The 13,574-nt window shown below is 72.3% G+C and carries 8 protein-coding genes and 1 pseudogene; 4 read left to right on the top strand and 5 right to left on the bottom strand.

The genetic code is table 11. The features are described from left to right. Nucleotides 1–20: 20 nt before the first annotated feature. Together FB454_RS08145 and FB454_RS08140 are read right to left on the bottom strand one after the other, a co-directional pair. A complete protein-coding gene (locus FB454_RS08145) occupies nt 21–248 on the bottom strand; it encodes a hypothetical protein (RefSeq protein WP_013474689.1) in 228 nt (75 codons plus the stop codon). Nucleotides 249–316: 68 nt separating this feature from the next. Next, nucleotides 317–1,144: an alpha/beta fold hydrolase gene (locus FB454_RS08140; protein WP_013285204.1), complete on the bottom strand. Its 828-nt coding sequence runs from the start codon at nt 1,142–1,144 to the stop codon at nt 317–319. Between the two features lie 96 nt (nt 1,145–1,240). On the opposite strand from FB454_RS08140, the gene FB454_RS08135 reads away from it, so the two are divergent. Next, nucleotides 1,241–2,275 (top strand): sigma-70 family RNA polymerase sigma factor, encoded by a 1,035-nt coding sequence (locus tag FB454_RS08135; RefSeq protein ID WP_145822741.1) that lies wholly within the window; start codon nt 1,241–1,243, stop codon nt 2,273–2,275. Between the two features lie 30 nt (nt 2,276–2,305). Here FB454_RS08135 and FB454_RS35335 read toward each other — a convergent pair. Beyond that, a pseudogene (locus FB454_RS35335) lies at nt 2,306–2,494 on the bottom strand (hypothetical protein); the annotation flags it as partial. A 286-nt stretch (nt 2,495–2,780) separates the two neighbouring features. Between FB454_RS35335 and FB454_RS08125 the strand changes: the two are divergent. Then, nucleotides 2,781–3,272, top strand: coding sequence for a winged helix-turn-helix domain-containing protein (locus FB454_RS08125; RefSeq protein WP_013285206.1), 492 nt, complete (start codon nt 2,781–2,783; stop codon nt 3,270–3,272). A 160-nt stretch (nt 3,273–3,432) separates the two neighbouring features. Here the strand turns inward: FB454_RS08125 and FB454_RS08120 are convergent, their stop codons facing one another. Beyond that, a complete protein-coding gene (locus tag FB454_RS08120; protein ID WP_145822740.1) occupies nt 3,433–7,830 on the bottom strand; it encodes a S8 family serine peptidase in 4,398 nt (1,465 codons plus the stop codon). Nucleotides 7,831–8,089: 259 nt separating this feature from the next. Here FB454_RS08120 and FB454_RS08115 point away from each other — a divergent pair, with 259 nt between their 5' ends. Together FB454_RS08115 and FB454_RS08110 are read left to right on the top strand one after the other, a co-directional pair. After that, nucleotides 8,090–8,659: a winged helix-turn-helix domain-containing protein gene (locus FB454_RS08115; RefSeq protein ID WP_013285208.1), complete on the top strand. Its 570-nt coding sequence runs from the start codon at nt 8,090–8,092 to the stop codon at nt 8,657–8,659. A 255-nt stretch (nt 8,660–8,914) separates the two neighbouring features. Then, the gene (locus tag FB454_RS08110) at nt 8,915–12,145 is read left to right on the top strand and encodes an Ig-like domain-containing protein (protein WP_145822739.1); all 3,231 of its coding nucleotides are present in this window, start codon (nt 8,915–8,917) and stop codon (nt 12,143–12,145) included. A 63-nt stretch (nt 12,146–12,208) separates the two neighbouring features. Here FB454_RS08110 and FB454_RS08105 read toward each other — a convergent pair whose 3' ends face one another. After that, nucleotides 12,209–13,255, bottom strand: a complete 1,047-nt coding sequence (locus tag FB454_RS08105; RefSeq protein WP_145822738.1) for a zinc-dependent alcohol dehydrogenase family protein — start codon at nt 13,253–13,255, stop codon at nt 12,209–12,211. Nucleotides 13,256–13,574: the final 319 nt, after the last annotated feature.

Raw genomic sequence — 13,574 nt, 5'->3', positions numbered from 1 at the left:
GGGTGGCGGGGCGGAGAGCGTCACTCGCCGGCCGCGCGGCGGCGGTCGGCCTCGGCGTCGGCGGCGCCCACCGGGGTGCCGTCGCTGTCCCGGTCGGCCCGGGACAGGTCCACGTCGGCGCCGGCCCGGGCGGCGTCGGCAGCCGCGTCGTCGGCGCCGACGACCTCACCGCCGTCGGTCTGTCCGTCGTCGGGGACCAGCCGTCCGGCGGCGGCCAGCCCGATCGGTGCGTACCTGGGGTCGGTCATCTCGTCCTCCTCACCGGTGCTCCTGTGCAAGCGGTACCCCGGCACGGGACGCGGCACACGCGCGCGGGTCAGCGGCCCCGGTCGAGGAAGTCCAGGGTGACCGCGGCGAACAGCGGCGACTGGTCGATGTCGTAGTGGGTCAGGCCGGGCAGGATCGCCAGCGCGTGCCCGCCCGCCGGGCGGCCCTCGCCCGTCCAGCCGCCGTCGCGCCGGCCGCCGTCGAGCAGCCCGAACACCTCGACGAAGTGGCTCGGCGGGGCCATGTCGGCGTCGGCGGCCACCACGAGCGTCGGCACCCGCAGGGCACGGACCTGCTCGGTGAGGTCGAAGTCCTTCCGCATCGCCTCACCGATCTTGTCGAGCAGCCGGGGGAAGTCCTCCGGACGGGGCGCGACCCGCTGGTACAGCTCGTACATCGGGGTGTCCTTCATGTACTCGGCCGCCGCGGCGCCGACCTGGCCCTGCTGCGCCAGCAGCTCCGGGTAGACGGCGTCGCGGCGGATGTGCGCGGACGCGGCGACCAGGCGGCCGACCTTCTCCGGGTGCCGGAAACCGGTGTGCAGGGCGACACCGCCGCCGAGGGAGAAGCCGACCACGTCCGGCCGGTCCAGCCCGAGGTGGTCGATCAGCGCGGCCACGTCGTCGGCCATCAGCGCCATGTCGAGCGGCCGGTCCACGTCGGCGGTGCGGCCGTGCCCCTGGAGGTCCACCAGGATCACCCGGTGCCTCGCGGTGAGCGCGGGCAGGATCGGGGCGAACATCTCGCCCGAGCAGAGGCCGCCGTGCAGCAGGATCATCGGCCGGCCCTCGCCGTGCGTCTCGTGGTAGAGGTGGACGCCGTTGACGTCGGCGTACCGCCCCGGGGCGTGGGTCTCGTCGCGCTGCGCTGTGGTCATCGGTGCTCCTCGGACGTGGTGACCTGACGGCTGTCAGACCGGCCGGGCGGCACCGACTCATCGGTGCGGGCTCGAACGTGCTCGCATTGACGCAGCATGTGGGCTAGTTTCGGCGGGGTGAGCGAGGTGGCGAGCGTCCCCGTCGAGGCGCAACTCGAGGCGTACCGGTCGGAGCTGACCGGCTACTGCTACCGGATGCTGGGTTCGGCCTTCGAGGCCGAGGACGCGGTGCAGGACACGTTCGTCCGGGCCTGGCGTAATTTCGACAAGTTCGAGGGGCGGTCCGCGCTGCGGACCTGGCTCTACCGGATCGCGACGAACGTCTGCCTCACCATGTCCACCAGCGCGCAGCGCCGGATCCGGCCGATGGACCTCGGTCCGGCCGGCGTCGGCACCGCCACCCACCCCGGCGAGCCGCGCCCGGAGCAGATCTGGCTCGGCCCGGCGCCCGACGACCGGGTGCTGCCCGAGGTCGCCGATCCGGCCGAGGTGGTCGCCGGCCGGGAGTCGGTCCGGCTGGCATTCGTCGCGGCGTTGCAGCACCTGCCGCCGAAGCAGCGGGCCGTGCTGATCCTGCGCGAGGTGCTGGCCTGGTCGGCCCAGGAGGTCGCCGACCTGCTCGACACGTCGGTGGCGAGCGTCAACAGCGCGCTGCAACGGGCGCGCGCCACGCTCGCCTCAACCGACACCGAGGCCGAGGTGCGCCGGCCGCTCGACAGCGAGCAGCAGGCGCTGCTCGCCCGTTACGTGCGGGCCTTCGAGGCGTACGACCTGGCGGCGCTCACGGCGCTGCTGCACGAGGACGCGACGCTGTCGATGCCGCCGCTGCCGCTGTGGCTGCGCGGTCCCGAGCACATCGCGGCGTGGATGGCCGGCACCGGCAGCGGCTGCCGCGGCTCCCGCCTGGTGCCGACCGCCGCCAACGGGATGCCGGCGTTCGGGCACTACCGGCGCGACCCCGACGGCTCAGGCCACGTGCCCTGGGCGCTGATCGTGATCGGCGTCTCCGGTGGCCGGATCACGTCGCTCAACAACTTCCTCGACGTCGAGCGCCTGTTCCCGCTGTTCGGGCTGCCGGACCGGCTCGAGGAGGGCACCGGCCAGCCCGAGCAGGCCGGCGAGCTCGCGTAGGTCGTCGCCCGCGCCGCGTACCTCCAGCCGCCAGCCGAACCGCCGCGCGGTCAGGCGGATCCGTGCCAGCACCTCGACCGTGACCAGGTCGGGCGCGGTCACCGCGGACACGTCGCACACCACCACGCCCCGGTCGCGGCCGCGCAGCGCCTCGGCCAGTTCGGCGCAGCGGGCCGCGATGTCCGCGCGGGTCGGCGTCCCGTCGGCCAGGCAGAGCATGTGGGTGATCACACGCATTGGACCGCCGTACGCCCCGGCTCTCATCGGTACGCGTGCGCCGGCGCAACTTGCCTCGAACACCTTGTTGCTGGCAGTTACATCGACGTTAACTGCTATACCAATCATCGGTGCTCGGCTATATGATCCCGGTAGTTCACCCCGAAGCCTCACGAAACCGCAGCTCCCGCACCCCTCGGGTCGAACTCCGCAAGCCAGGTGCCTCCGCATCGTCGTGCCTGGCGGCCGCCCGGCGTTGTGGTTCGGCCTGCCGGAAAGGTGGGAACGGATGACAGGGCTCCCGTCCTTGGTCATCGGCATCGCGTCCTCGTCGGCCGAGCGCCGGCAGCTCGCCCAACTGCTCGGCGGCACCGAGTCGTTCCTGATCGTGTCCAGCGCCCATCAGGCCCGCCGCTTCCTCGACCTGGTACGCCGGCCCGCGCTGGCCCCGGCGCCGCACCCGCCCGCGAGTGACGAGGCGCCGGCCGAGCCACCCGGGCGGGAACTGGCCGTCGACTCCGACCGGCGGGTGCTGCGCTGGCGGGAGCGGGAGATCGGGTTGACGCCGCTGGAGCACGACCTGCTCGTCTGCCTCACCGGTACGCCCGGCCAGGTGTGGACGTACGCACGGCTGCACCGCGCCGTCTGGGGCAACGACCACCTCGGGCGGGGCTCGGACATGCACTCCGTGGTACGCCGCCTCCGCCGCAAGCTGGGCCGCCTGGACGCCCCCGCCATGATCCACGCCGTCCGAGGCGTAGGCTTCCGCCTCACCCCGTAACCCCTGAGCCCTCCCGCCCTCGCCGTTGATCTTGCAGTTACGGCCCCTCGGGTGGGGCTTTCGTCTGCCTTGCCGGGGCCGCGAGTGCAAGATCGCCGGGGAAAGGGGGCGGCCCGCCCGGCGGGTGTGCCGGGCGGGCCGTCCTCGTCAGCCGCTGGGGTCAGCAGCGGGTGGGGGAGAGGGTGAAGTCCTCAACCGTGGGCGTGCTGCTGTTGATCCTCGTCTGGCGCGTCTGGGGCTTCCAGCCGTCCTTCGCGACGATCAGCGTCAGCGGGTTGTTGCGCCGGTCCATCCAGTAGGCGTACCGGCCCTGGGCGTCGGTGGTGAAGGTGTACGAGTTCGCCCAGGAGTCGACCTGCACGGTCACGCCCGCCAGCGGCGCGGTGGCGCCCTGGCAGCTCTTGCCGGAGACCGTGCCGGACAGCTTGCCCCAGGTGGTCGGCGGCTGCGCGATCATCGTCACCGCCACCGGCTCCACCGTGTACGGGGTGTTCTCCTTGATCACCACGGAGGCCGAGTACGTGCCGGGCTGGTCGACGTTCGCGGCCATGCCGACCGTGACGGTGACCTTCTCACCCGGTGCCAGCGTGACCTTCGACTTGTCGACGGTCAGCCAGCTCACGTCGGCCGCGCCCTCGGCGCACTCGCCGAAGCCGGGCAGGACCTCGCTGTCCTTGGTGGCCGTGAAGCCGCCCGACGAACCGCCGATCTTGTAGAACCCGCAGGCCGCGCCACCCCGGTAGCGGGGGGCGTTGGCGTTGGGCAGGTTGGCCCACGAGTTGGTCGCCGGGTCGAACGCGAAGCCGGCGTTGGTGATGGCGCCGCCCTGCGACCCGCCGACGACCAGCAGCTTGCCGTTCGCCACCGCGTACGAGGAGGCCCAGCTGTCGGCCGGCGCGTCCGGGATGGCGGTCCAGGCGCCCGCGGCCGGGTCGAAGGCGTAACCGACCTTCTGCGACGTGGTGCCGTCGTTGCCACCGGTGCAGTAGACGGTGCCGTCGATCCCGCCGCAGGACAGGAACGCCACCGACTTCGGGTACGCCGGCAGCGTCTCCCAGGCGTCGGCGCCCGGGTCGTACCGGACCACCGAGTTGGCCATCGGCGTGCAGCTCGCTGTGGTGCAGCCGCCGATCGCGTACAGCTTGCCGCCCGCGACCGCCTGGCCGGCCGCCGCGCGCGGCGCCGGGTTGTCGGCCTTGCGGGTCCAGGTGTTCGCCGCCGGGTCGTACGAGAAGGTGGCGGCGTCCGGTCCGGCGGCACCCCAGCCACCGGTGGCGATGATCTTGCCGTCGAGCACGCCGACCGTCATGGCGTTACGTGCGCCGGGCAGGTCGGCGATGCCGGTCCACGCCTGGGTGATCGGGTCGTACCGGTAGTTCTTGGCGCTCGACGCGGTGCCGTCGCCACCGGCGATGGAGTAGACGGTGCCGTCGACGTTGACGACCCGGTTGTCCATCACGTTCGCCGGGTAGCCCGGGATGGTGGTCCAGGGGTCCGCCTGCGGTGCGGCGGCGGCGATCGCGTTCGACGACTTGCCCGACGAGCGGGCCGCGAACGACGTGGCGGCGGTCAGCCGCTGCGCCGGTGCGCCGGTGGAGCCGAGCAGCGCCTGCTCGGACAGCCGGGAGCCGTCGGCCCGCTGCAGCACGAACCCGCCGTCGCGCTCACTGAACTCGGCGGTGACCGGGGCCCCGCCGGTGTTCGTGACGGTGAACGTCTTGCTGACCTTCCCGCTGGGCATCCGGACCGTGCCGGTGATCGAGGTCGGCTTCACCGACAGCCGGCCGGCGGCGAGCTGGAAGTTGGCCGCTGTGGCCCAGTCCTCCTCGACCGCCACCTGCTTGGTCTGGCTCACGTAGTTGCCGGCACTGGCGGTGAACGGGTGCGTCCCGGTCAGCGACGAGAACATCCAGTAGAAGCCGTCGGGCAGCTCGGTGTCGTCCGGCGTGGCGACTGTGGTGGCCTTCTCCGCCGGGCGGTCCTTGCTGGTCACCGTGGCGCCGTTGACGTAGCTGTTGTCGTTCTTGTCGCGGACGTGGCCGAGCACCAGGCCGCCCTTGACCGGCTTGCAGACGAGCTTGCTGCCGATGAGGACGTTGTCGACCTGCCACCACCATTCCCAGCTCGCCTCGTAGTAGTGGAAGCGCACCTGCACCTGCGACTGGCCGGCCGCCTGCGGGATCGGCACCTCGGTCACCCGCGGGCCGCGGACGTCGGCCGCCTGCCGGAGCACGTTGCTCCACGTGGTGCCGCCGTCGAGGCTCAGGTCCACGTCCGCGCGGTCGCTGTTGAGCCAGTTGTAGTCCTGGTTGAACCGGATCACCGGCGCGGTCACGCCGGTCAGGTCGACCACCGGGCTGACCAGCGACGTGTCCTGCCGCCCGCCGCTGCCGTAGTTGTCGCTGTCGATGATGGCGAAGTTGCCGCTGCCGCCGGTCAGGTTGCCGCGCTCACCGGCGTCGGTGAACTCCCAGACCTGGCCGGTGCCGGCGTTGTCCACCACGGTCCAGCCGTCCGGGACACCGGTGCCGTCGAACGTCTCGTACTCGCCGTCGGAGCTGACGGTGTAGCCGGGGGCGGTGGTGCACGCCTCCGGGTTCGCCTGCACCGCGATGTTGGCGGTCACGTTGCCCGTGCCGACGGTGACCTCCTTGGTGGTGGTCAGGTAGCCGGCGTACTGCGGCTCGACCTTGAGCCGGTACGTCGCCCCGGACGGCAGCGACAGGCTGTAGCGGCCGGTCGTCGGCGTCGTGTAGTCGGAGATCGGCGTGCCCTCGACGCTCACCTTCGCGTACAGCGGCCAGCCGTGCCCGGACCCGTCGGTGACCTGCCCGCTGACCGTGACGCTCGCTACCGCGGTGAGCGCCACGTCGAGCGTGGTCGTCGTGTTCGCGGTGATCGTCGCCGGCAGGGTGCGGGTCGCGTACCCGAACGCCGAGACGACCACCTGGTAGTCGCCGGCCGGCAGGAGCGAGGAGTACGTCCCGTCCGCGCCGGTGGTCAGCGTGCGATCGGCCGCCCCGGACAGGGTGACAGTCGCGCCGGCGATCCCGGCCCCGGTGGCGGCGTCGGTGACCTTGCCGGCCAGCGTGCCGTTGTCGCCGATGGGGGCGGCGGCGAGCAGCGCGAGCGCGTCCAGGCGGCCCTCACCGTAGACGTTGTTGTCGTCGGTGGTGCCGCCGCACTGCGAGTCGCCCTTGTCGATCGCCGTGTCGTTGAGCAGCGCGCGGGTCGCCGTGATGTCGCCGACCAGCGTGGGCGCCGCCGACCAGAGCAGCGCGATCGCGCCGGCCAGGTGCGGCGCCGCCATCGAGGTGCCGCTGATGCTGGCGTACGAGTTGGTCGGCACGCTGGAGCGCACGTTCACACCAGGCGCCGAGATGTTCGGCTTGATCTCGCCGTTCTGCCCGGTACCCCGGGACGAGAAGCTGGCGATGTTGTTGTTGACGTCGTACGCGCCGGCCGAGTAGTTGCTCGCCAGGCTGCCCGGTGAGCCGCTGGTCTGGCAGGACGGGCCGTTGTTGCCGTTGGACCAGACGCCGAAGATGCCGGAGGCGGTCCACGCGTTCGTGACGTCCTCCATGAACGGCTCGTTCGACGGCGCCGTGGTGCCCCACGAGTTGTTGATGATGTTCGGCCGCTTGCTGGCGTCCGGGTTCTGCCCGTTGAGGTCGGTGGGCTCCAGCATCCACTGGCCGGAGGAGATCAGCGCGGCGTCGGACGGGCAGCACCCGTTCGCGGCGATCCACTTGACCTCGGGGGCGACACCGATCTGGTTGGCCCCGTCGGCGCCGGCCATGGTGCCCATGGTGTGCGTGCCGTGGCCGTCGGAGTCGCACGGCGCGGTGGCGCACTCGCCTGCGGCGTCGAACCAGTTGTAGTCGTGGTCGAAGGTGCCGTCACCGTTGTTGCCCCGGTAGGCGTTCACCAGCGCCGGGTGGTTGAACTGGACGCCGCTGTCGATGCTCGCCACCGTGATCCCGGCGCCCTTGACGCCGTACTGGGACCAGACGTCGTCGGCGTTGATGTTGGCGATGCCCCACTCCAGGGCGTTCGCCGACTTCTCGTCGGTGCCGGGGGTGGTCTCCGGCAGCTTGTACTCCACCGGCGCGTACAGGCCGTCCACCTCGGAGTGGGCGGCGAAGTTCTGCGCCATGGTCAGCGAGCCGTCGGTGACCTTGATGGCGTTCGTCGCCCAGAAGGTCTGGTACTTCGTGCCCGAGCGGTCCAGCTCGGCGCGGATCTTCGACTGGCTGTCGGCGGCTGTCTTCTTCAGCGCCGCCGCGACGGCGGCGCCGCGCTCGTTCCAGTCCTTGATCGAGGCGGCCTTGCTCAGGTCCGCCTTGGCGCCGAAGTGGATCCAGAAGTCGCCCTCGCTCTTGCCCTGGAGCTGGCGGGTGAGCTCGGGACGGATCTTGTCGCCGGCCGCCGCGCCCGCGCCCGTCTCGGCCTGTGCCGCAGTGCCGGTCGCGGCCAGCGCGGTGGCGGCGAGCACCAGGGCGGCGCCCGCGCTCACCAGCCGCCGGGCCGGGCCCCATCTGTGTGGACGTCTCAGCATCGGTGCTGCCTCCTCCTCCGATGACCCGCTGATGATCGAGCCATGGCAGAAGGGCCAGGAGACGTGCTCTCCCGACTGCTACACCGGTGTGAAAAGAACCCCCCAGGCCCCCTAGGCGCCGTGCGGGTCTGCGCCGGACGCCTGAGTGGACACTATGATCGACAGCAAGGAACGATCAATGACCGTACGTGAGCAACATGTCACCAACAGGCCCCCGGATCGGACGGCCTGTTGACAGTTTTTGTCACGGTGGGGCGCGGTGACGACTGACGGCACGAACGCGGCGAACTCCGGCACCGACCCGTCGGAGCGCCCCTTCTCGCTCGTCATCGGGGTGACGTCGTCCCCGGCCGAACGGCTGCGGCTGACCGAGCTGCTGGACGGCGTCGCGCCCCTTCTGATGGTCGCCGATCTGGACGAGCTGCGCGAGTTGATCACGGATGCGCCGGCCTCGGCGCACGCACCTGCCCCGGCCGTCGCGCCGGCTGCACCCGTACCCCGGGACAAGCCCGCGCCGGACGGCGCGCTGGTGATCGACGCGGCCCGGTCGACCGCCCGGTGGGGCAACCGGGAGACCGCCCTGACCCGGCTGGAACGCGACCTGCTGACCTGCCTGACCGTCGAGCCGGTACGGGTGTGGAGCTACGCCGAGCTGCACCACGCGGTCTGGCACGACGCGCCGACGCACGGCCGGGCCGACGTGCAGTCCCTGGTCAAGCGGTTGCGCCGTAAGCTCGACGAACTGGGCACCGGTGTCACCATCGCGGCGGTACGCGGCGTCGGCCTGCGGCTGACCGACCACCGCCACCCCCGGGTACGGGGCGACTGACCCACCCCTGGGTCCGCTGTGTAAGGCCGCACGTCCCGGACCGGACGGCGCGCACGGCCGGACGGTGACAGCCGGTGACCCGATCGGTGGAGGCGCCCTGCCGGTGTGGCCGGAATTGATGGCGACCGGTCGATTACCGGTGCGGCACGTATCGCGAGAAGTCTTTGCCTCCTACGGTGGCGTCCGGCACGCGGACGGAGGGGACTCGGGAATCACCCGAGGGGGCCGTCCCGGCGGACAGGGAGAGTTGTCTCGATGCGAGTTTGGCTTCGCGCGGTGACGGTCGTCGTCGCCGGCGCGGTCGTGGTGGCGGGAGTGCCGGCGCTCGCCGCCACCGTCACCGTGCGGGACGCCGGCGTGGCCGGCCACACCGGCGCACAGGCGACGGGAAGCAGCGCCGCACTCGGCGCCGCGCGCACCACGGCGACCCGTGCGCTGGTCACCCCCGGGGACACCCGGCTGATGCCGACCACCCCCCGCACCGACACGCCGCGGATCACCAACGGCGAGATCGTCGACATCGAAGTGATCGGCAACCGCGTCTTCATCGCCGGCACGTTCACCTCGATCGCGAACGTCGGCGGGTCCGCGATCACGCAGCGGTCCCTGGCGTCGTACAACCTGGACACCGGCAAGGTGGACACCGGGTTCAAGCCGGTCATCGACGGCGCGGTCGCCGCGGTGGAGGCGTCGCCGGACGGCAAGTCGCTCTACATCGCCGGCGCGTTCAACACCGTCAACGGCGTCACCAAGCGCAAGATCGCCCGGCTGAACCCGACCACCGGCGCACCGGTCGCCGCGTTCACCGCCACCGCCAACGCGCGGGCCACCGCGCTCGCGGTCAGCGGCAACGCGGTCTACGTCGGCGGCCAGTTCGCCACCGTCAACGGGGTCAGCCGCAGCGGCCTGGCCGCGCTCAACCCCACCACGGGCGCCGTCGACACCGGCTTCAACCTGCCGCTCACCGGCGGCATCGGCGTCGGCGGCATGCTCACCGTGCAGCAGCTCAAGCTCACCCACGACCGCAGCAAGCTGCTGGTCGTGCACACCGGCCGCCAGATCGCCGGCCAGGACCGCTACGGCGTGGCCCTCATCGGTACGGCCGGCAAGGCGCTGCTGCCCTGGCGTACCCGGCTGTGGGAGGACAACCTCTCCTTCGTCGGCGGCATCCAGCGCGTCTTCGCCGGTGACATCGCGCCGGACGACTCGTACTTCGTGGTCACCAGCGGCTCCGGCGGCGACCGTCCGCCGATCAACGACACCGCCATCGCGTACTCGCTGACCGGAAACGACAACGTCGAGCCGCTCTGGATCTCCCGGCACTTCGACAGCATCTACTCGGTCGCGATCACCGACACCGCCGTCTACGTCGGCGGCCACTTCAGCTGGCAGGAGTCGCCCACCTCGAACGTGCCGTGGCCCGGCCTGGACAACGTCGGCTACGGCACCGGACAGGGGCTCAGCGGCTACGGCCTGGGCGACCAGGTGGTCCGTCGCGACCACCTCGGCGCGCTCGACCCGCTCACCGGCACCGCGCTGGAGTGGAACCCCGGCTCCAACTCGTACGAGGGCGAGAAGGCGATGCTCGCCACCTCGCGCGGCCTGCTCGTCGGCGGCGACGGCAACGTCAAGGGCGGCAAGACCACCGGCCGGGTGGCCTTCTTCGACCTCTCCAAGGAGCCCAAGCCGGCGGCGCTGGACACCACCGTCACCACGCCGATCGAGGGCGCGGTGAAGCCGGCGGGTGAGTCGTTCACGATCAGCGGCCAGGCGCTCGCCCCGGCCGGCGTGGCCCGGGTCCAGCTGGAGATCCAGGACCGCAACAGCGGCAAGTACCTCCAGGCCGACCTGACCACCTGGGGCGCGTTCAAGGCGATCAACACGACCGTCGCCGCGCCGAACGCCACCTCCACCACGTGGAGCCTGCCGGTGACGCTGCCCGCCGGGGTCTACCAGTTGCAGGCCAAGACGTTCGACCGCAACGGGGCCGGCGACACCACCAAGGCGGTCAAGAAGATCGAGGCGTTCCGCTTCGACGACCTGCCGCCGACGACCCGGATCAGCTCGCCGTCGGCCGGCCTGGTCGCCACGCAGACGTTCGTGGCCTCCGGCACCGCCACCGACGACAAGGGCGTCAACTCGCTGATCTACTCGTTCCGCACGCCGGACAACCGGTACCTGCAGGACGACGGGACCGTCGCCGCCGTCTACAACACCTTCCGCGGCGAGCCGGACGTGATCGGCGCGACGTCCACCACCTGGCAGTACGAGGTCACGCTGCCCACCGAGGGACAGTGGAAGATGACCGCCACCGCCGTCGACACGACCGGGCAGAGCGACCTGCGCGGCGACACCCGCGACTGGACCGTCTCGGCCAACGGCGTACCGCCGACCGTGGCGATCACCTCGCCGGTGGCGATGACCCCGCCGGGCAACGCCGTGCCGTTCACCGTTGCGCCCGGCGGCACCGTCACGTTCGCCGGTACGGCGCGCGACGACGATTCCCTGAAGTCGGTCGAGATCTACCTGCGCAACAACACCACCCGCGAGGCGCTCGCCAGCGACGGCACGTGGGGCGCCGACTCGGTCGCCGGCTACCACCGGATCTCCCCGGCCAACCTCGACGCCGCGACGTTCGACTGGTCGTTCACCACGGTGCCGCTCACCCCGGGCGTCTACGACTTCCGGGTACGGGCGACCGACAAGCTCGGCCTGACCACGTCCAGCACCAACATGGGCCGGCTCACAGTCACCGCCCAGGTACCAGGCGACGCCTTCCCGAACGGGCTGCTCGGCTTCACCGGCACCAACCAGGACATCGACCAGCTGCACCTGGACCTGACCGGCACCGCCACCGACGACAAGGGCGTGCGGGCGGTCCGGATCGCGCTGCGCGACCTGGACACCGGCCGGTACGTGCAGCCCAACGGCACGATGGCCGCCGCGTTCGCCACAGTCGACGCGACGCTCGCCGCGCCCGGCGCGACCAGCACCGCGTTCACGCTCTCGATCGACCTGCCCACGCGCGGCACGTACAGCGTCGAGGCGTGGGCCGTGGACACCGCCGGTCAGCAGGACAACTCGACCAGCGGTGCGACCGCTCGTTACCTGGTCTACCCGGGTGACACCGACCCGACGCTGGAGCCGAGCATCACGCCGGTCGAGGGTCAGGCGTACACCGGTGGCCGGATCGTGATCACCGGCCGGGCCGTGGACGACGGCGGGATGCAGAAGGTCGAGGTGCAGATCGGCAACAGCGCCGGGCAGGGCATGAACTCGGCCGGCACGTTCGGCCGGGCGGGCGCGCCGACCAGCTGGCCGTGGATCGCCACGTTCCTCACCAGCCCGGGGTCGCCGGGGTCGAACTTCGCGTACACGTCGCCGGTGATCCCGGCCGGCACGTACACGGTGACGATCCGCGGCATGGACAACCGGGGGCAGTACCAGCAGCCGCCCCGTACCGTCACGGTGACCGTCACCGACTGACCGGACGGCCTCGCGGGCCGGTCCGCGCCGGGTCTCCCGGCGCCGGGCCGGCCCGTGCCCGTCTCAGGGCCGGATCAGGCACATCCCGGCGGTGGCCGGCCGGTCCATCGTGGCCAGCGCGTCAGGCGCGGCGTCGAGGTCGATGGTGCGGGTGACCAGCTCGGCCGGGCGCAGCACCCCGGCGGTGACCAGCCGCAGCATCTCCGGGTACGCGTGCGCCGGCATGCCGTGGCTGCCGCGCAGCTCCAGCTCGTACGCGATCACCAGGTCCATCGGCAGCGCGGGCCGGCCCTGCGCGGCGGGCAGCAGCCCGACCTGCACGTGCCGGCCGCGCCGGCGCAGGCCCTCGATCGACGCGACGCAGGTGGCGTGACTGCCGAGCGCGTCCAGCGACAGGTGGGCGCCCCCGCCGGTGGCCTCCCGGATCGCGGCGGCCACCTCGGCGGGACCGTCGAGCGCGCTCGCGTCCACGCAGACCGCGGCGCCGCTGCGGCGGGCCAGCTCCAGCGCGCCGGGTGACACGTCCACCGCCACCACCCGCGCCCCGCTCGCCGCCGCCACCATGACCGCGGACAGGCCGACGCCGCCGCAGCCGTGCACGGCCACCCACTCGCCCGCCGCGACCCGGCCCTGCGCGACGACGGCCCGGAACGCGGTGGCGAACCGGCAGCCGAGCGCGGCGGCGGCCGCCTCGTCCAGCTCGTCCGGCAGCCGGACCAGGTTGACGTCGGCGTGCCGTACCGCGACCAGGTCGGCGAACGAGCCCCACCCGGTGAAGCCCGGCTGGGTCTGCCGCTCGCAGACCTGCTGGTCGCCGGCCAGGCAGGACGGGCACCGCCCGCACGCGCAGACGAACGGCGCTGTCACACGGTCGCCGGGCCGCCAGCCGCGGACGTCCGCGCCGGCGGCCACGACGACACCGGCGAACTCGTGCCCCGGCACGTGCGGCAGGCGGATGTCCGGGTCGTGGCCCTGCCAGCCGTGCCAGTCGCTGCGGCACAGGCCGGTCGCGCCGACCCGGACGACCACCCCGTCCGGCGCCGGCGCCGGGTCGCCCACCTCCCGGACCTCCGGCCGTACCCCGAACTGCTCGAACACCACAGCACGCATGCCCCGATCCTCACACCCACCCGCCCCACCTCCCGCCCCGCCCCCGCCCGCCCCCGCCCTCCCGCCCCCACCCGCTCCCCGCGATCTTGCACTTGCGGCCCCGCCGATGTCGGAAATGCCCCGTCTGACCGGGCAGAAAGCGCATGATCACCGCCGCCGACCGGCCCCCCGCCCCACCCGCCCCTCTCCGACGCGTCAGGCCTCCCCACACCCTGAGCGGCCGTGGATCTTGGTGCGAGCGCGCCCTCATGAGGGCGGCTCCGTACCAAGATCCACGTAGCTCGGCCTCCTGACGCCGGTGATCAAGGAGTTTGTGTCC

It is taken from the genome of Micromonospora sp. CNZ297 (genome assembly GCF_007827625.1).
Note: the sequence above shows the minus strand (reverse complement) of the source record. Positions and strands in the feature narration are given on the sequence as shown.